Annotated in this window: 18 protein-coding genes; 13 read left to right on the top strand and 5 right to left on the bottom strand. The window is 37.6% G+C overall.

The features are described 5' to 3' along the window. Positions 1–14: 14 nt before the first annotated feature. The 3 genes from FLEMA_RS69485 to FLEMA_RS69475 form a co-directional block, all read right to left on the bottom strand. Positions 15–314 carry a putative quinol monooxygenase gene (locus FLEMA_RS69485; RefSeq protein ID WP_044171844.1) on the bottom strand — a complete coding sequence of 100 codons (300 nt, stop codon included), beginning with the start codon at positions 312–314 and terminating at the stop codon, positions 15–17. A 33-nt stretch (positions 315–347) separates the two neighbouring features. After that, entirely contained in the window at positions 348–1,208 is an 861-nt protein-coding gene (locus FLEMA_RS69480) for an SMP-30/gluconolactonase/LRE family protein (RefSeq protein ID WP_044171843.1), read from the bottom strand. Between the two features lie 182 nt (positions 1,209–1,390). Beyond that, the gene (locus FLEMA_RS69475) at positions 1,391–1,861 is read right to left on the bottom strand and encodes a nucleoside deaminase (RefSeq protein ID WP_044171842.1); all 471 of its coding nucleotides are present in this window, start codon (positions 1,859–1,861) and stop codon (positions 1,391–1,393) included. A 605-nt stretch (positions 1,862–2,466) separates the two neighbouring features. Between FLEMA_RS69475 and pyk the strand changes: the two genes are divergently transcribed. The 6 genes from pyk (at position 2,467) to gldD (ending at position 8,073) form a co-directional block, all read left to right on the top strand. Further along, on the top strand, positions 2,467–3,939 hold the full coding sequence (gene pyk, locus FLEMA_RS0121420; RefSeq protein ID WP_026995972.1) for a pyruvate kinase: 1,473 nt from the start codon (positions 2,467–2,469) through the stop codon (positions 3,937–3,939). 803 nt (positions 3,940–4,742) lie between these two features. Continuing rightward, positions 4,743–4,985, top strand: coding sequence for a response regulator (locus FLEMA_RS77225; RefSeq protein WP_229359435.1), 243 nt, complete (start codon positions 4,743–4,745; stop codon positions 4,983–4,985). A gap of 44 nt (positions 4,986–5,029) precedes the next feature. Beyond that, a complete protein-coding gene (locus tag FLEMA_RS77220; protein ID WP_229359433.1) occupies positions 5,030–5,476 on the top strand; it encodes a LytR/AlgR family response regulator transcription factor in 447 nt (148 codons plus the stop codon). A 254-nt stretch (positions 5,477–5,730) separates the two neighbouring features. Further along, complete coding sequence (locus tag FLEMA_RS0121385) at positions 5,731–6,465, top strand: lysophospholipid acyltransferase family protein (protein ID WP_044171841.1); 735 nt, start codon at positions 5,731–5,733, stop codon at positions 6,463–6,465. 166 nt (positions 6,466–6,631) lie between these two features. Next, entirely contained in the window at positions 6,632–7,411 is a 780-nt protein-coding gene (locus tag FLEMA_RS0121380; protein WP_026995970.1) for a TIGR00266 family protein, read from the top strand. 71 nt (positions 7,412–7,482) lie between these two features. Next, positions 7,483–8,073, top strand: a complete 591-nt coding sequence (gene gldD, locus FLEMA_RS0121375; RefSeq protein WP_026995969.1) for a gliding motility lipoprotein GldD — start codon at positions 7,483–7,485, stop codon at positions 8,071–8,073. Positions 8,074–8,450: 377 nt separating this feature from the next. On the opposite strand, the gene FLEMA_RS69460 is transcribed toward gldD, so the two are convergent. After that, positions 8,451–10,856 carry a TonB-dependent receptor gene (locus FLEMA_RS69460; RefSeq protein WP_044171839.1) on the bottom strand — a complete coding sequence of 802 codons (2,406 nt, stop codon included), beginning with the start codon at positions 10,854–10,856 and terminating at the stop codon, positions 8,451–8,453. Between the two features lie 373 nt (positions 10,857–11,229). Between FLEMA_RS69460 and FLEMA_RS0121280 the strand changes: the two genes are divergently transcribed. Then, complete coding sequence (locus FLEMA_RS0121280; protein WP_026997787.1) at positions 11,230–12,693, top strand: amidohydrolase; 1,464 nt, start codon at positions 11,230–11,232, stop codon at positions 12,691–12,693. A gap of 366 nt (positions 12,694–13,059) precedes the next feature. Continuing rightward, positions 13,060–13,587 (top strand): hypothetical protein, encoded by a 528-nt coding sequence (locus FLEMA_RS0121275; protein ID WP_044171838.1) that lies wholly within the window; start codon positions 13,060–13,062, stop codon positions 13,585–13,587. 88 nt (positions 13,588–13,675) lie between these two features. Here FLEMA_RS0121275 and FLEMA_RS69455 read toward each other — a convergent pair whose 3' ends face one another. Beyond that, on the bottom strand, positions 13,676–14,839 hold the full coding sequence (locus tag FLEMA_RS69455; RefSeq protein ID WP_044171837.1) for a sigma-54-dependent transcriptional regulator: 1,164 nt from the start codon (positions 14,837–14,839) through the stop codon (positions 13,676–13,678). A gap of 330 nt (positions 14,840–15,169) precedes the next feature. Here FLEMA_RS69455 and FLEMA_RS69450 point away from each other — a divergent pair, with 330 nt between their 5' ends. The 5 genes from FLEMA_RS69450 (at position 15,170) to FLEMA_RS0121170 (ending at position 18,332) form a co-directional block, all read left to right on the top strand. Beyond that, the gene (locus FLEMA_RS69450) at positions 15,170–15,868 is read left to right on the top strand and encodes a Crp/Fnr family transcriptional regulator (protein ID WP_044171836.1); all 699 of its coding nucleotides are present in this window, start codon (positions 15,170–15,172) and stop codon (positions 15,866–15,868) included. 107 nt (positions 15,869–15,975) lie between these two features. Further along, positions 15,976–16,410 carry a DM13 domain-containing protein gene (locus tag FLEMA_RS76145; RefSeq protein ID WP_052354100.1) on the top strand — a complete coding sequence of 145 codons (435 nt, stop codon included), beginning with the start codon at positions 15,976–15,978 and terminating at the stop codon, positions 16,408–16,410. A 55-nt stretch (positions 16,411–16,465) separates the two neighbouring features. After that, on the top strand, positions 16,466–17,197 hold the full coding sequence (locus FLEMA_RS69440) for a hypothetical protein (protein ID WP_044171835.1): 732 nt from the start codon (positions 16,466–16,468) through the stop codon (positions 17,195–17,197). A 3-nt stretch (positions 17,198–17,200) separates the two neighbouring features. Continuing rightward, entirely contained in the window at positions 17,201–17,743 is a 543-nt protein-coding gene (locus tag FLEMA_RS0121180) for a YceI family protein (RefSeq protein WP_026995963.1), read from the top strand. A gap of 91 nt (positions 17,744–17,834) precedes the next feature. Further along, complete coding sequence (locus FLEMA_RS0121170; protein WP_026997786.1) at positions 17,835–18,332, top strand: hypothetical protein; 498 nt, start codon at positions 17,835–17,837, stop codon at positions 18,330–18,332. The last annotated feature ends 23 nt before the right edge of the window (positions 18,333–18,355 follow it).

The following is an 18,355-nucleotide window of genomic DNA, read 5'->3' as shown; positions in this document are numbered from 1 at the left end:
ACCTGTTTTTGCTTTTAAATAATAACAGAATCAATCCTTTCAGAAGAAAAAGCAAAAGGTTTGTCTGCAAAAAGCTTTTTGGTAGCAGCCCATGTATTTTTGAAAAGCTCCGAATCTCGGTACTGGTTCAAATGGGCTTCACTTTCCCAGTGGCTATAGGTTGTAAAAATCGTTTTTTGGTGGCTATCTCTAAGCAGCTCTAAATGCAAACAGCCTTCAAAACCTCTTATTCGTTTTTTAGAAGCATTAAAAATAGCAAGAAAAGCATCGGCTTGGTCTTCTTGAAAAGTCATTCTTACAATTCGGATAATCATATTTATGGTTTTGTTTTGTTATAAATACAGCTATTATTTGATACTAAATTTCTCCATTCCTTTTCTATCTTGTAATGTTACAAATACAGATTTGGCATCGGGACTAAATACCAAGTTGCTTGTTTGTTTACCTTTTGTATAGATTTCTTTGAGTAATTGGCCTTTTGGAGAGAATACCAGTATTTTGCCCAACCCCCAGCGAGTTGTATATAAATTACCCTTACGGTCGCATTTCATACCATCAAGGCCGCCATCTTCAAACGAAGTAAATAATCGCTTATTGGTAATATTGCCAGTAGCATCAAGGTCAAAAGCCCAAATCTTTTTCTGAACACTTTCGTTGACATACAAGATTTTTTCGTCGGGACTCAAACAAATACCATTTGTTGTACCCATTTCTTTGGTAAGTAATACTGCTTTTCCGCCTTTGTCGATACGCCATATCTGCCCCGTAGACTGTTTCCAATTAGGGTCGCTGGCAAACAAAACGTCATTTTTGGTAATACAAATATCATTAGGTTGGTTAAATGCGTCGTTGTGGCAATAAACCGAAATAGATTTGGTTTTCATATCTACTTTAAGCACATTATGCCCCGAAAAATCGGCTAAATACATAGCTCCTTGGCTATCAAACTGAATCGCATTGGCGGTACTTCCTTGTGGCAATGTCAAAAAAAGCTCGCACGAGCCATCGGGTTTTACATGAGCAATAGTACCATCTTTTTGGTAATTTACCACATATAAATTACCAGATTTGTCAAAATTTGGCCCTTCAATATTATTAGTAAAAAGGTTTTCGGCCGTAAAATCTTCTGCCTTGAAAAGCACTTTTTGTGAACAGGCACTCGACAACAAAGCCGATAAAGCAATGGATAAAAATAGTTTTTTTTGCATAGTTTTTTGAAAATTGGGAATGAAAAAAGCCTGACATCATGCCAAGCAAAGCAAATAAAAGTAACAAGAATCCCTAACGTTAAACTTTATGAGATTCTTGTAAAATTAAGATAAATCTAATCGTTATCAGCTATTTTTATAGCATAATTACTTTTGCTTAGAATAATACAACCCATCGTATTTTAATAAAGGTTTTTATCGGCTTTTTCTTTCCAAAACTGGAAAGCCTTTTGGGCTTCTTCACGGCCAAGCGGAATCATTTCTATTTTTCGCTGCGATAAAGGTAGCGGGATTTCTTCATAAATAAAGGCATCGTCAAACCCAATCTCGGCCGCATCTTCTCGGGTATTGGCATAATAAACTCGTTGAGGACGAGCCCAATAAATAGCCCCCAGACACATAGGGCAAGGTTCGCAAGAAGTATAGATTTCACAATCATCTAATTGAAATTTTCCTAAATTTTGGCAGGCATCTCTAATTGCTACCACTTCTGCATGAGCTGTTGGGTCGTTGGTAGAAGTTACTTGATTGTGGCCTTGTCCGACAATTTGGCCATTGCGTACTACCACAGCACCAAAAGGGCCACCTTTTCCCTCCAAACACCCTTTGAGCGACAAGGCAATAGCCTGTTGCATAAACTCCTGTTTTTCCATATTGAAACTTAAATTGTTAGGCAAAAATCCTAGCAATAATAATTAGTGGTAAGTCAATCAGGTACAAAAAAACTATACCGAAGGCTTATGGCTTTGACATCCTAATACTACCCAAGCCCAATAGCTCACCCCTAATGATTATGTAGGCTAGGGGCCTATTTTCTTGATTACTAAACAAATTTGCAAGGGCTAAACTAGCACTTTACAACAAAGCAATTTAGTGAAAAAAATAAATTTTTAAGGTAGAATAGCCATAAAGCGAAAAAACGCTAGCGGAGAAAAACTAAAAAATACTGATAATTAACCATAATTTATTCTATTAATGATATATGCGTCAAAATCAAATAGAATAAAATGATTTATTTTACAAACTTTCTTTTGTAAGGTTGATATTATTCCAAATTTATCTAATTTAGATGCAATTTCTGTCGCTAAGGAAATTACTTCGTAATAAATACTCAAAATATGATTCAATTTTCGAGTCATAAATTGTAAATTGCATCTTCATTTGAACTATTTGTTATGATTTGGTAGGCAAAGCAATATTTTGTTTTGCGTGCCAACCTCAAAAGCAAATCCAATATCCCTAAAACTGTAACCGAAAGATGTCTTATCAAAGAAAGACCAAGATTGTTGCTACGATTGGTCCAGCATCCGAATCAAAGGAAATGTTGACCAAACTTGCCCAAGCAGGTGCAAACATATTCAGACTCAATTTTTCTCATGGAACACATGAAGACCATTTGCAAAGAGTTAAGAATATCAGAGAAGTTTCTGAGGAACTAGGTGTAAATATTACTATTCTTCAAGACTTACAAGGCCCCAAAATCCGTACTCAGCTCGTTGAAAATAACGGTGTTCAACTCATTGCAGGAAATACGTTAACTTTTGTGATGGACGAGAATATCATGGGAACTTCGGAAAGAGTAGGAACTACCTATACTTCGATGTACCTAGATGTAAATCCAGGCGAACGTATTTTGATGGATGATGGTAACTTGGAGGTAAAAGTTTTGGCTGTTGACAAAGAAAAGAAAGAGGTTATCACTGAAGTAGTATACGGTGGTATCTTAAAATCTAAGAAAGGTATCAACTTGCCAGGTACAAAGGTTTCGTTGCCATGTTTGACACCAAAAGATGAAGCTGACCTTTATTTTGGGCTTGATAATGGTGTAGATTGGGTTGCGTTATCTTTTGTTCGTAAAGCAGAAGATATTTATGATATCAAGCAAAAAATTGCAGCTTATGGCAAAAATACAAAAGTAATTGCCAAGATTGAAAAGCCAGAGGCTATTGACAACCTCGACGAAATTATTGAAGCGACAGATTCTATTATGGTAGCTCGTGGCGACTTGGGTGTAGAAATGGACGGTGCTGAAGTGCCTCATTTGCAACGAGTAATGGTTGAAAAATGTACACGTGCTGGAAAGCCTGTTATTGTTGCTACTCAAATGTTGGAATCTATGATTTCAAACCCTGTACCAACACGTGCCGAAACATCTGACGTAGCTAATGCAGTATTGCAAGGGGCTTCTGCTACGATGCTGAGTGCTGAGTCGGCTTCGGGGATATACCCAGTGAAAGCCGTTGAAACAATGGCTCATATCCAAGAGGTAGTAGAGGTTCAACAAAATAAAATTGAAATTGTAAAAGGTGATGAAGCGGCGATTTATTTCAAAAACCATTCATTGGCTAATAATAATTCAAAATTTCCCCTCAACGACCGCATGATTGCGAGTGCTTGTCGTTTGGCTCGTGATACAAAAGCAGAAGCTATTTTGTGCATTACCAACAGTGGCTATACGGCATTCCGTTTGTCGGCTCACCGCCCTAAAGCTAACTTGTATGTGTTTACTTCAAACAAGCAAGTTATGAACGTAATGGGTTTGCTGTGGGGAGCTCAGGTATTTTATTATGAAGCCGAAGGTAAAGATGTAGAAGCTACTGTAAAAGGTATGACCGATATTTTGGTGGCGAAAGGATTGCTTGCTAAAGGTGATACTTTTGTAACAACATTGAGCGTACCTTCAAACAAAGATTTAAAAACTAATACTGTTCAATTAGGACAAGTAGAATAGGTTTTTAATGCTCAAAAAAAGGGACTGTCGTCAAAGACAGTCCCTTTTTGCTTTTATTAATTGGTAAGGTTTTGGTGCCAGTTTGTCGATTATATTGGTATTTGATAACTTTTTTGAAAAATTCAAGGGTTTACAGATTCAAAGTGCTAGCATAAATTAATATATATACTACCTTTGTTAGATAACTTTTAAAAATGGAGCTTGTTTGTAAAATTAGTTTTGAGTGAAGAATCGTAGAGATTATCGGTTTTTATCTACCAAAAATGCTAAATTGGCAAGAAAGTTGCTACTTGTTATCAAAGATTTTACATATTAAAAAGAAATGAAATGGCGTGGAGGTTTCATAGTTAATAACAAAAAGGGTTAATAAAGGCTATGTTAATGATATTTTCGATGTAAGTAGGGTAGATGAACAAAATGAAAAGTATGTTTGTTTCTGAAACGGTAATCGCATAAGCAAAGAATATGCAAACTAATCTGCTCAATCACTTAGCTACAACAAAAAAATATCAAATAAGTAAGACATTTTACTGCTAGTAGATGATTTTTAGCAAGTTACCTAACGAAAAGGAGATTTGAATGTAGAAAATTATCTTTGGTCAATCAAGAAAAATGTCATAGAATTTACTATATTAGCATTCTTTACAAGGTATTAGGTATAGTACCCTCCCTGATTGGTTCACAGGAGTTGAACTATTGTTGTTAATTAATTGAAAATCAGTTACTCAGGTATGGCTAATAGATTGCCTTATTCTCCAAGAGCTGGTAACCGCCCTTATCACGACTTGTTAAATTCACAACCGATGAGTAAGAAAATTAAAACTATCTTGGTCGATGACGAACGATTAGCTCGCCAAGAATTAAAGTACTTATTACAGGAGTTCTCCGATATTCAGATTATTGATGAAGCCGAGAACGTGGATGAGGCTTTAGAAAAAATACACCGATTGCAACCAGACTTAATTTTCCTCGATATTGAGATGCCCGAAAAAAATGGCTTTGATTTATTAGAAGAACTTGAGTTTGTTCCAAAGGTTGTTTTGTAACGGCTTATAACCAATATGCTATCCAAGCTTTTGAATCAGAAGCTATGGACTATATATTGAAGCCTACCAAAACCGAACGCCTGGCAAAGACTATTGAAAAAATCAGGTCTGAAATCCAGCAAGAGAGAGCTACGGCTGCGGTATCTGAAGGCAGGTTGTCGCCAGATAAGCGTATCTTTTTGAAAGATGGGGAGAAATGCTACTTCGTACGTTTGTCGGAAGTATTTATGATTGAATCGGTAGGAAACTATTGCCGTTTTCACTTTGGCAGTAATCGCCCAATGATTCATCGTTCTTTGAATAAAATACAGGAACGCTTGGACCCTACTATTTTCTTTAGAGCAAATCGTCAACAAATTATCAATACTGAATATATTCACGATATTGACTCGTATTATAAAGGTGGTATGAAAGTAGTATTGATTAATGGAATTGAATTAGAAATATCGACTCGAAACTCGGTTGCATTCAAAGAAATGATGGGAATTTAGGTATTTTGAAGGTAAGCTAAATTTTGATAAAAATAAAGTAGCCTTTATCTATTACTTTCATCAAATATGTATTTTATCTTGAATATCTTATAAAAAACAATGATATTCAGCTAACAAATCCAACTAGTTTAGAATACCCAGTAGGGCTTAATAGTGGCGGCTATTAAGCCCTTTTTTGGTATAGTTTTCGCCCAAAAATATTTTCCTGACAATTACCTTCTCGCAACTGACATCTTTTGCCTAACTTTGTCATTATGCGTATATTCAAAATCCTCTATACAGTTTGGGCAGCATTTTGGTTGATTGTCCTTTTCCTGATTTTATTCCCGTTTTTCTGGATTTTTCTACAAAAAGAAGAATGGAAGCCTAAAGCTCACTACCTAAATCGTTTGTGGGGCAAATTGTATTTTCCAATAGTCGGAATCCCTATTAAAGTAGAATATCGTTTTAATCCCGACGTACATCAAGCGTATGTGTTTTGTGCCAATCACTTTTCCTATTTGGATATTGCCGCTATGGGGGTGGTTCTTAAAAACTACTATGCTTTTGTAGGAAAAAGTGCGATTAAAAAAGTGCCTCTTTTTGGGTATATGTTTTCAAAGTTGCATATTCAGGTAGACCGTGAAGATAAGGGTAGCAGAGCCAAGTCGATGACAAGGTCGATCCGAGCCCTACAAAGTGGTCGTAGTATTGTGATTTTTCCTGAAGGAGGAATCAAAACCAAACGCCCTCCACAAATGCACAAACCGTTCAAAGATGGAGCTTTTATGATGGCTATTCAACAACAAGTGCCTGTAGTGCCTATCTCGTTTTTGAATAATTACAAAATTATGTTTGACAACCAGCCTCCTTTGAGCCGCCATACCCTGAAGGTAGTTGTGCATGAACCTATCGAAACCAAAGGGATGACTCAGGATGATATCGAAATCCTAAAAACACGTGTCTACGAAGTAATTCAGGGCGAGCTGACAAGCTTTCATTTGAATTAACAAAAATACTGTCAGGGATTCGCACCGATTACTCAACCATTTGGCCAATTATCCATAATTGATATGATGAGATTATTTTCTTTCATTTACTTTGTGAAGTAATTATTTTGAAACCAAATCTAAAGCGAGCTTTCTTGCTTTTCTGAATCTAATAGCTAAAACTGACATGAACTCACACGAAATCGATTACAAAATTTTAGGAGAAGATATTCAAATTGTTGAAGTTGAATTAGACCCCAACGAGACCGTTATTGCCGAAGCTGGTGCTATGGTTTATATGGAAGATGGCATTACGTTTGAAACTAAAATGGGCGATGGCTCAAATGCTGATAATTCAATTTTGGGCAAAATATTTCAAGCAGGTAGCCGTTTACTAACAGGCGAATCGCTGTTTATGACGCATTTTACCAATCGGGGCTATGGCAAACGAAAAGTGGCTTTTGCTGCTCCACATCCAGGTACAATTATCCCGATTAATTTAGCTAATTTGCCAGGTAATACCCTTATCGCACAAAAAGATAGTTTCTTGTGTGCCGCTTTAGGTACTAAAGTATCAATTACTTTCAACCAAAAAATTGGCTCTGGCTTTTTTGGTGGCGAAGGTTTTATTTTAGAAAAACTTCAAGGCGATGGCCTTGCATTTGTACATGCAGGTGGTACAATCGTAGAAAAATATTTGAACAACGAAACCCTTCGTATCGATACGGGCTGTATTGTGGCTTTTGAGCCTACATTGAGTTACGATATTCAGCGTGCAGGTAATTTAAAATCAATGATATTTGGTGGCGAAGGGATATTCCTTGCTACTATGCGTGGTACTGGCCGAGTATGGATTCAGTCGATGCCTTTGTCAAAACTCATTCGTACATTATCGCCTTATGGTGGCAATACCAATAAAGAAGGGGGTTCTGTATTGGGAGGTTTAGGTAATTTATTTGAAGACTAAATATAATTTTAATGAATCTCAAAAAAGATTTTTTATCACTCATAACAAGAAAACCTCATAGGCTAAGGCTCATGAGGTTTTCTTGTTATTTTCTTGTTTTATGTTTATTGGCAGTGGCTTGTCGCCAAAATAAAACGGATGATGATTTTATGCCCAAACCCAAAGGCTATAATCGAATAGACTTGCCTGTGGCCACTTATCAGGCTTTGAAAGAAACTCATCCTTATACTTTTGAGTATTCTAAATACGCTGTTATTAAGCCCGATACAGTACCCTGGGCCGAACCCCACTGGATATATGTGTATTATCCTGATTTTAAGGCTGTTGTACAACTTACTTATAAGTCGCTGGGTGGTGACAAACAAAAATTAGCGAAGTTGATTGATGATGCTCATCGTTTGGCCGCTAAACACAATATCAAAGCATATTCTATTCAGGAAATGGTGATGAAAACCAAAACAGGTAAAACTGCTAGCTTGATAGAGTTGCAGGGCGAAGTGCCTACGTATTTGCAATTTTATGTAACCGATTCTACACAACACTATTTAAGAGGTGCTTTGTATTTTAATTCTTCAACACAAAGCGATTCTCTTTCTCCTGTTATTGATTACCTAAAAAAGGATGTTGTGAAAATGCTGAATACTTTGAAATGGCAACGTTGAAAAGTGAGTTGTGATTTAGTGAGTTGTGATTTAGTGAATGAGTGATTTAGTGAATGAGTGATTTAGTGAATGAGTGATTTAGTGAGTTGTGATTTAGTGAGTTGTGATTTAGTGAGTTGTGATTTAGTGAGTTGTGATTTAGTGAATGAGTGATTTAGTGATTTTTTGAAAAAAGATGTTGTTTTGGGAACTCAAAATATTGAGCTGCTGTTTGCCCTAACCACTCAACCACTCAACCACTCAACCACTCAACCACTCAACCACTCAACCACTCAACCACTCAACCACTCAACCACTCAACCACTCAACCACTCAACCACTCAACCACTCAACCACTCAACCACTCAACCACTCAACCACTCAACCACTCAATTCTTTTAGAAATCAATTGGCACAAGCAGTTTGATACTGATATTACGACCCATGTTGAATACCCCCGCTCTACCAGTCACCTGATTTTGGTCTAAATATTTTAGGCGACTTTGATGACTTTGGTAAATAGTATCCAAAAGGTTATTGGCACTAATGTATATCGACATCAAAGCCTTTTTTTGTCGATTAATAATACTTGTCCCCATTCCTATATTCAACAGCTGGTACGAAGGGGTAGGCGTTTCGGTATTATAGGCCAATAATACTTGATTTTGAGTTTGGTTATATTCCCACTCAGCCATAATATAAAGGTTTTTGATATGGTTTCCCCAAGAGTTTTTGGTAAGTTTTACTTGCGAAATCCATCTTGGAGGTGGCATAAAAGGCAAATATTTGAGAGAGTCATTGTTTGCTTGTTGGTTTTGGCCATTTACCATCGAATAACTTTGGGTAAAACTTAGCCATCTGGCCGACTCAGGATTGAATGTAATACTACCTTCGATACCCCAGAGCAAAGCATTGCCTTGCACATACTGAAACACCGGAACACCCGCTACAGTAGAATCTTTTCCCGAGGTATTCTGTACTCGCTCGGAATAGGTGTAATGCTGAATATGATTTCTGAAAATATTAAAATCGACATATAGGCTCGACGATTCCCAAGTTATTCCCAAGTCAGACTGAAGCGATACTTCCGACTGCTGATTGACATTGCCTTTTTCGTACCTAAACGTACCCGCATGTTCGCCATTAGATGCTAATTCGGGTACACTCGGGGCCCTGAATCCTCGTGCAAGATTAGCTTTGACCGAAAGCTTATCGGTTACTTTCCAAACAGCACCAAAGCTCCCTGTCAGATTTGCATAGCTTTTTTGCAAGCCCGAAAAACGTTCTTCTACAGCACCTAACTCATGCGTTTGAAACTTTCCGTTTTGGTCTACATATAATTTGTTAATTTCGAGATTACGATGATCAAAGCGAAGACCACCACTCATAATCCAACGATGCAGTTTTTTCTTACTAAAAATAAATATTCCTTTATCTTGTAAATTAAAATTGGGATAGAGCGTTTCATTTCCTTGATTTTGCATACTTTGCCACATACCATTGCTTCCAAGTGTAGTTTCCCAGCCATTATTTTCTGCAAAATTATAGCGTACATCATAATAGAGGTTCTGTAAAAAGAAATATAAATCAGGCTCAAGAGGCTTTTGGATATTGCCGTATTCTTTTCTGTGGTTTTGTGCATAAGCAATATTGAGGCTGAGCGATGTTTTATCAAAGAAATAGAGATTGTTAGACGAAATTTTGTAGTTGCTAAGGTTTTGGGAATTGGCAGGATTGATAGTTCTGCTTTCAAGCTCATGTTCGGTTACTTCTTGGAGTTTTTCTTGGTTGTTGATAAAGACCTTCTGAACAAATTTTCCTCGTTCATTACGAAGCCCATCGATGATATTTATTTTTTGGCCAAACTTAGAAAAGTACAACCTCGAATACCCCCATTTTCTATTGACACCAAACATTCCAGAGTAGTTAAGTTCGTTGAAATTAGATCCAAAAACACGCCCATCAGCAGGGTTTTGGTAGTTTTTGGCATCTTTCATACTGATACGTCCCGACCAAATAAACCCGTTGCTATTGCCGGCCAAATTAGCCGACACACCACTCATAGCATTGTTGGTCTGGTAGTTATACAAAATATTTCCTTGTGTTTTTCCTTCTTCTATTGGTAAGGGTGAAATAACCGACATAACCCCACCAATACCGTCTGAACCATACATCAGCGACCCCGCACCTCTGATAATTTCATAGCGGTCTATCGAATATTCGTCGATATGCAACGAATGCTCTTCGCCCCATTGATTGTCTTCCTGACGCACACCATCGTGCATCGTAATAACTCTATTGAAGCCCAATCCTCGAATAATAGGCTTCGACAAAGTAGAGCCTGTCGTGATTTGGGACATCCCTGGCAGCCTGCTAATAGCATCTACCAAATTGGTAGAGCCCGACTGCAACCACTGTGTACGAGACAAAGCCGAAATAGGAATAGGGCTTTCTTTAATCAATGTTTTGGTAGATGACCCCGACACAATGACCTCCTCAATAGCAATAGCAGTGTGCGGCAAAGCGAAGTCTTGAACGAGCGATTGCTGCAAAACTAAAGCCTGAATAAGCGTTTTGTGTGAAATATAGCTGATTTGTACAGTATAATTTCCTTTAGGAATTGGGCTAATATGGTATTCGCCATTGGCGTCGGTGGTAGTGCCACGCCTAAGTTCAAGTAAATAAATATTGGCCCCAATGAGTGCATCGCCAGAACCCTGCTGAGTAATACGACCACTTAGTTTGATTTGGGCATGGGTTCTTGTCAATAATAAACAAGTGATAATTAGTAAGATATGCTTCATTTCAGTTTAGCTTAATATTATTTTAGGTTAATCTAAAAATATATGCAAATGTAAGCTAAAAAAAATATTTGTCAATGCTAATTTTGTAAATAAGTGATTTTGAAAATTACTAAGCATAGTGCCATCCTTTAATATTCATTCAATCTGTTGCTTGTATGCTTAGTGGAGGTAGGGTATTAAAACCTATTTTTAGTACTATTATATAGGTGTAACCCCTCAAAATAGTACAATTTTGAGGAAGGAGATATTCCTTAGCTTTGATTTTTGTCAGAGATTTCTAACTTTGTAGTATTGGGCAAATTAAAAACTAATCATAGTCGTATAATCTGATAATTCAGTCGCTCGCTTCACAATTACCAAACTATCTTTATTTATGAAAAAACAAGTAATCGTATTATTGACATTGTTGTCGTTTTCGGGGTTGGCACAAAAAAAGAAGGCAACACCAAATGCTCTTGATGGAGATAAACAAACAATTATTAGTAATCTGGACAAGCGTTTTGATGAATATGCAGGTATTTCTAAGCAAATCTGGAATTTTGCAGAGCTTGGATACTTAGAAGAAAAAAGTTCATTACTATTGCAAGAACAACTCAAAAAAGAAGGTTTTGAGGTAAAAGCAGGTATTGCGGGTATTCCAACGGCATTTGTGGCCACTTATGGGGCTGGCAAGCCAATTATTGGTATTTTGGGCGAATACGATGCCTTGCCAGGTTTGGCACAAGAGGCTGTGCCAGAAGTGAAGCCTATTCCAAATCAAAAAGGAGGACACGGTTGCGGACATAATTTGTTTGGAACGGCCTCGGTAGCAGCAGCCGTTGAGGTAAAAAACTGGTTACAAAAAACAGGTAAGTCGGGTACTATCAAAATATTTGGCTGCCCTGCCGAAGAAGGTGGCTCTGGCAAAGTGTATATGGTGCGTGAGGGATATTTCAACGATATCGACGTGGTGTTGCACTGGCACCCTAGTTCGGCCAACGCCGCAGATGCTAGTACGTCGTTGGCTAATAAAAATGCCAAATTTCGTTTCAGAGGTATTGCGGCACACGCCGCTGCTTCGCCCGAAAGAGGACGTTCGGCTTTGGATGGTGTAGAAGCAATGAACAACATGGTAAATATGATGCGTGAGCATATTCCACAAGATACTCGTATTCACTATGTAATTACCAAAGGAGGCGATGCCCCCAATGTTGTACCTGCTTTTGCAGAGGTATATTATTATGCCCGTCATAAAGACCGTGCTATATTGCAAAGTATCTGGAAAAGAATTGAAAATGCGGCTCAAGGTGCTGCTTTGGGTACAGGCACAAAAGTAGAATGGGAAGTATTGGGGGGGGTATACAACCTTTTACCTAACCTAACATTGGCTAGTATAATGAACAACAACTTGCAAAAAGTAGGTGGTGTAGTGTATAATGAAGAAGAAAAGCAATTTGCTGAAAAAATTAGCGAAACTTTAGGCGAGCAAAAACAGCCTATTACAAATGCAGCTAAAATCAAAGATTTGAAAGATGCGTCTGAAAGTGCTACCAGTGGTGGTTCTACCGACGTTGGCGATGTAAGCTGGGTTGTACCAACAGTCGGCTTGGGTACTGCTACTTGGGTGCCTGGCTCGGCGGCACATAGCTGGCAGTCAACAGCAGCAAGTGGCATGTCGATTGGCCAGAAAGGTATGATTGTAGCGGCAAAAACTTTGGCTATTACCGCTTTAGATTTGTATACCGACCAGAGCCTTATTGATAAAGCAAGAGCCGAATGGACAGAAAAAAGAGGTGAAGGCTTCAAATACGAAGCTCTTTTGGGTGATAGAAAACCTGCGTTAGATTACCGTAAATAGGATTTTTTGTTTAGAATAGATAGGCACTTTGGTTAGCAACCAAAGTGCTTTTTTGTGGAAAGTTGTTGAGATATTGTCATTGATTCACTATTAAAAATCTATCTTAATGCTAATCGGTTTCTTTGTAAAAGAAGTTTAGTAATTTTCTGTTAAACAGCTTTGACGTAAAAAAGTAGATTTCTATTAGAAATTTATCTTGAAAATTAAGATTTATGCGTTATCAAAGATAAAGTTTTGACTAAATTGGGGGTAATCTACACGCTATTAGGTATAGATATAGTGTTAAGTGTTTGATTGTCAAATATATACTTGCTAAATTGTTCGATTACTTATAATCCTAATACCATCATCCTAAAATTCTTACACATGAAAAAACGATTCTTTATTCTTCTTTTGTTAGTATTGTCTTCAAAATTACTTATTGCTCAGAATGTAACATCTCCACAAGAACAAGCTAGTATCAAACAGGTTATTTCGGACGAAGCCAAATATTATGTGGCCAAAGATTATGACAAATGGATATTGCTCTACCGCCAAACGCCTCAAGTATATTTTGCTACTACCGAAAAAGGAAAAATGATACAAAAAGATGGTTGGGATGCTTTGAATAGTTTTGTTACCAGTTTTTTTGCTGAAGGAAAAAAGAATGAAACGGCTACTTATAAGCGTGAAAATGTAAATTTCAGGAAGGTGAATCCAACGTATGTATGGCTAACTTTCGACCAAGTGAAAACCTTTGAAGGGAAAAAAGAAGCTACCAAGGAACTCCGTATTGTAGAGCTTATTAAAGGTGAATGGAAAATTGTGAATAGAACAGGATTTTTGAGTACAAACCCTAAGCTTGAAGAAAGCAAAAAAGGAGAGGATAAACCTGAAAAAAAACAGCCTAAATAAGGGCGAAAAACGATACGATTGTACAAAAACAAACCCTATCAATACCAATGTGCTGATAGGGTTTGTGCTATATAATCTTTGTTATGAACTAAATAACAGGCATTGCAAAAAGCTTGACATCGTCTAAGGTAATAATATCGCCGCACATAATTACGAGGCGTTCTACCACATTACGCAACTCACGGACATTACCTGTCCAAGGTAAAGCTTGCAGATATTTCATAGCATCGTCGTTTACTTCTTTGGTTGGTTGACCGTATTCGTCGGCAATATCTTGCAAAAACTTATCGACCAATAGCGGAATATCGCTAGGGCGTTGGCTCAGTGCAGGCACATGAATCGGAATAACATTGAGGCGGTGGAATAAGTCTTCTCTAAACCGACCTTCAGCAATTTCGAGTTGTAAATTTTTATTAGTTGCCGCAAAAACCCGAACATTGATTTTGATTTCTTTGTCGCCACCAACACGGGTAATTTTACTTTCTTGCAAAGCCCGAAGTACTTTGGCCTGAGCCGAAAGGCTCATATCGCCAATTTCGTCTAAGAAAAGTGTGCCGCCGTCGGCCTGCTCAAATTTACCAATTCGCTGCTTGATAGCCGAAGTAAAAGCTCCTTTTTCATGACCAAATAGTTCTGATTCAATTAGTTCAGATGGAATAGCAGCACAGTTAACTTCAATCAAAGGCATGTGAGCACGATTGCTTCTTTCATGAAGGCGTTTGGCTACCATTTCTTTTCCCGAACCATTGGGGCCAGTAATCAACACTCGGGCTTCTGTAGGGCCAACACGGTCGCAGGTATCTATTACACGCTGAATCGGAGCCGACTCGCCCACAATTTCGTTGAGGCGATACACTCTCTTCTTGAGTACTTTGGTTTCCGTAATCATTTTGCCACGTTCCAGAGCATTCCGTACCGTAACCAATAAGCGATTCAAATCGGGGGGTTTTGAAATAAAATCAAACGCTCCACGCTTGGTAGCTTCTACGGCTGTTTCTACATTACCAAAGGCCGAAATCATAATGAATTGCGTTCCTTTGCCCATTTCTGTAGCACGTTGTAGCAAATCTAGTCCTTCAATTTTAGGCATTCTAATATCGCAAAGAACAACATCGTAGTCATTTTGTTTCACCATTTCCAGACCTTGTTCTCCATCGCTCGCTTCTTCTACGGTATATCCTTCGTATTCCAGAATATCACGCAAGGCTCCACGAATCGCCTTTTCATCGTCAATAATTAATAGTTTTGCCATAGGCAGGATTGAATATTTTCTAGCGAACCGATTCTTATGAGTTAGGATTAAGCTCACATTTTATTAGTGATTCTCAAAAATACACAATTTTTAAAGGTTTTACCCTAAAAATGAATGATAAGTTTTAAGCCCAAATTAAATTGGCTATAAGTGCTGATTTTATGGGGTATGATTAATATGCTTATAGGTAAATTCTTTTCCTAAAGCCACAAAATTCATTTGTCGTTTGTCGAAATAACCACAAAATTATCTATGTTGTTTATACCTAAGCATACTTAAAATTACGTAAATTTCGTTCACGAATAACCTCACAACTACTCGCAATATAGCATGAATCATGAAACTAAGTATTGGTATTTAAAGAATCATAAGCTTTTTTCGAGCTTAAATTCGCAAGAAGTAAAAGAAATTTGCCTTATTTCTAATTTTAAAACGGCCAAGAAAGGTGAAATTATTTACTTTAGCCACGACGATACCCAACGCGTTTATACCGTAAAAAAAGGAACTATCAAAATTGTAGAAAATGATGCCGATGGCAACGAAACCATCAAGGATATTCTACAAAGTGGCGATTTGTTTGGTCAATTTACGCTCGACGACAACTCTACCGACGAATTTGCTGTGGCGGTTTCTGACCAAGTTACGTGTTGTAGTTTTAAAGTAGCCGACTTTGAGAGTGTCTTGGAAAGTAACCCTGCCTTGGCTATCAAATATACCAAATTGATTGGTTTTAGGCTGAAGAGGCTCGAAAATCGCTATGCCAATTTGATGTTTAGGGATGTGAGAAGTCGCTTTTTGTTATTTCTCAAAGACTGGGCTACGAAAGAAGGACAAAAAAATAATGAAGGAATAGAACTCAAAAACTATTTGACTCATCAAGATATTGCCAGCTTGATATGCTCGACTCGTCAAACTGTTACGCAACTTTTCAATGAATTTAAACAGGCTGGTATTTTGGACTATACCCGCAATACTATTCAGATATTAGATTTTCTAGCTCTTTCGGCCAATCCTATTGCCAAAAAATAATCCAGAATTATTTCTTTCGGATACGATTTAATTGTTGAGTATCGTCAACTAGCCGACATCTTGGTTTTGTAAATGCTTTCATATTTGTTTAAAAAAAACAGACAAATATGAAAGCATTTGCATTTTTTGCCCTCCTAAGTTTGATGTTTGCTTGTGTACAAAACGAAATCATTCCCGTTGTCAATCAAGCACCTCCTACCACAGTTGTGTTGCCATCGTCCGATAAAAATGAGGCCATCAAGGGTATGTTTACTAATGGCGTACATACTACTTCGGGTACAGTAAAGGTATTGACCGATAGCCTAAATACACAAAAGAGGTATCTTTCCTTTGAAAACCTCATGACCGACGCAGGCCCTGATTTGTATATTTATATGGCCGAAAATACAGGTGCTAAAAACCATGTAAGTATTACAAAATTGACACAAAAAGGGACTTTTTACGTAGAAGTCCCTGCTCAGGTCGACCTCAAAACCCATCCTTATGTGCTGATTTGGTGCAAGCAATTTTCGGTTCTTTTTGGAAGTGCCCGTTTAAATTAATCTATAGATAGCGTGTTGTTACTTCTTTCACTTTTAATTAAATTGATAAAATCAAATGAAAAATCTAAGTATCTTATTAATATTGTTGTTGCTGACCAGATTTACATTTGCTCAGGAAATTCCTAGAAAATATACTACCATAGACTTGGCATTGGCTGGAGGAAGTGGCTTTTCGCCAGCACTGTCGTACACCCAAATGTATGGAATAGGTGCATCGGGCAAATTTAAGCTAGGGTATGGTGTACGCCTTACGTCGTTTTTTAAGGGAAGTACCGAGCTGCGAACAGCACCAGCTAAGTTTACATCTGGCAATTCGAGTATTGTGGCTTTATTTTCGGATGATTTAGTAGCTAATATCGATACTTTTCGGGTTGGTAGAGTACAAACCAATGCTTTGAATATATCTATCAATTTGCAATATCAAATAGCTTCCAAGCTAGAAGTTGGATTTAATATTGATGCATTCGGTTATACCTTTGGAGGCAAGCAAACTGGAACACTCAAAGCCATTAACTCAAAAAGGCGTTTTGACGATGGAAGCATTGGTGCGGGGGCAAAACCCACAGGCTTTAACCTTTTGTTGGTGAGTGATTCCGACTTAGGAAGCCTCAATTCTGAACTATATGCTAGGTATTGGGTATCTAACAAAATAGGAATTAGAGCAGGTTTGAGTTTTCAGTTTATCGAATATAGTTCCGATAAAAAAGTAGCTATCGAACAAGATTACAATGACCGCTGGCGGTACAAAAGCCTGATGCCATTGGTGGCAGTTTCAATCAAAATTTAACTCATGAAAAAAATCTTATTGGTATTGCTGTTCGTATATGGTTATGTGAATAGTATGGCTCAGATTTGGAAGCCCCAAACTGCCAATATTAGCTTCAAAATCAAGATGCTTGGGGCTACCGTACAGGGAAAGTTTTCGGGTTTGGTTAGCAGTATCAAATTTGACCCCAACGATTTGGCTAATGCAAGTATCGTAGCAACGGTAGATGCCGCTACGATAGATACAGATAATAACCTTAGAAATAAGCATTTACGAGAAAAAGAAGATTTTTTTGATGTAGCCAAATATCCAACAATCAAAATGAAAACCCTTAAAATTGAAAAGGAAGGGAATAATTACATAGGCTATTTTAATCTGACGATGAAAGCAGCAACCAAACAGATTAAACTGCCTTTTGTGTTTTACCAAGAAGGTAATAAAGCTACTTTTCAAGGCTCAACGGTTATTAATCGACGTGACTGGAAAGTAGGAGGAGGTACTTGGGGTATGAGCGACGACGTAACGTTTTCTATTGTACTAAATGCCATCAGAGTGATAGAGGAATGAACAAACTTTCCCCATAAATAGACTTTGATAGCCCTTGACAAAAGCTAAAAGAAATAGATTGATTATTATACTACTTTAATCCCTTGTATGAATGTTACAGCAAATAAATATTGAGGTTATTACGCAGTTGTCGGACCTCTTGATGCAAATAACTGAACAACAATATACACAAGCCCTCAAACAACTTCATGGCAATTCGGTAGGGCAGCATGTTAGGCATATTACCGAGTTTTATCAGTGTTTACTGAAAGGTTATGTAACTGGTACTGTCAATTATGATAAACGAGAACGAAAGCTCCTGATTGAAACAGATAAAGAATTTACGATTCAATTATTGGGAACAATTGTAGGAAAGCTGACCCTTTGGCAAGACGACAGAACGTTACGCTTGGAATCAGATTATGGTACAGAAAAAGACTGGGTGATTCCGAGTAGCTACAATCGTGAATTGATTTATTTGATAGAACACACCATTCATCATTTGGCGATTATCAAAATAGGATTGAATGAGGCATTTCCAGAAATAACTGTCCCTTCTGACTTTGGGGTTGCTTATTCTACTATTCGCTACCGAGCTCAAGCTCAGTAAGCTCAACTTTTCATTTCAAATAG

Source organism: Flectobacillus major DSM 103 (assembly GCF_000427405.1).
Classification (GTDB): domain Bacteria; phylum Bacteroidota; class Bacteroidia; order Cytophagales; family Spirosomataceae; genus Flectobacillus; species Flectobacillus major.
Note: the sequence above shows the minus strand (reverse complement) of the source record. Positions and strands in the feature narration are given on the sequence as shown.

Coding starts and splice junctions, on each gene's coding strand:
- FLEMA_RS69485 (WP_044171844.1), bottom strand. CDS start 314: ATGATTATCCGAATTGTAAGAATGACTTTTCAAGAAGACCAAGCCGAT.
- FLEMA_RS69480 (WP_044171843.1), bottom strand. CDS start 1,208: ATGCAAAAAAAACTATTTTTATCCATTGCTTTATCGGCTTTGTTGTCG.
- FLEMA_RS69475 (WP_044171842.1), bottom strand. CDS start 1,861: ATGGAAAAACAGGAGTTTATGCAACAGGCTATTGCCTTGTCGCTCAAA.
- pyk (WP_026995972.1), top strand. CDS start 2,467: ATGTCTTATCAAAGAAAGACCAAGATTGTTGCTACGATTGGTCCAGCA.
- FLEMA_RS77225 (WP_229359435.1), top strand. CDS start 4,743: ATGAGTAAGAAAATTAAAACTATCTTGGTCGATGACGAACGATTAGCT.
- FLEMA_RS77220 (WP_229359433.1), top strand. CDS start 5,030: ATGGACTATATATTGAAGCCTACCAAAACCGAACGCCTGGCAAAGACT.
- FLEMA_RS0121385 (WP_044171841.1), top strand. CDS start 5,731: ATGCGTATATTCAAAATCCTCTATACAGTTTGGGCAGCATTTTGGTTG.
- FLEMA_RS0121380 (WP_026995970.1), top strand. CDS start 6,632: ATGAACTCACACGAAATCGATTACAAAATTTTAGGAGAAGATATTCAA.
- gldD (WP_026995969.1), top strand. CDS start 7,483: ATGAGGTTTTCTTGTTATTTTCTTGTTTTATGTTTATTGGCAGTGGCT.
- FLEMA_RS69460 (WP_044171839.1), bottom strand. CDS start 10,856: ATGAAGCATATCTTACTAATTATCACTTGTTTATTATTGACAAGAACC.
- FLEMA_RS0121280 (WP_026997787.1), top strand. CDS start 11,230: ATGAAAAAACAAGTAATCGTATTATTGACATTGTTGTCGTTTTCGGGG.
- FLEMA_RS0121275 (WP_044171838.1), top strand. CDS start 13,060: ATGAAAAAACGATTCTTTATTCTTCTTTTGTTAGTATTGTCTTCAAAA.
- FLEMA_RS69455 (WP_044171837.1), bottom strand. CDS start 14,839: ATGGCAAAACTATTAATTATTGACGATGAAAAGGCGATTCGTGGAGCC.
- FLEMA_RS69450 (WP_044171836.1), top strand. CDS start 15,170: ATGAATCATGAAACTAAGTATTGGTATTTAAAGAATCATAAGCTTTTT.
- FLEMA_RS76145 (WP_052354100.1), top strand. CDS start 15,976: ATGAAAGCATTTGCATTTTTTGCCCTCCTAAGTTTGATGTTTGCTTGT.
- FLEMA_RS69440 (WP_044171835.1), top strand. CDS start 16,466: ATGAAAAATCTAAGTATCTTATTAATATTGTTGTTGCTGACCAGATTT.
- FLEMA_RS0121180 (WP_026995963.1), top strand. CDS start 17,201: ATGAAAAAAATCTTATTGGTATTGCTGTTCGTATATGGTTATGTGAAT.
- FLEMA_RS0121170 (WP_026997786.1), top strand. CDS start 17,835: ATGTTACAGCAAATAAATATTGAGGTTATTACGCAGTTGTCGGACCTC.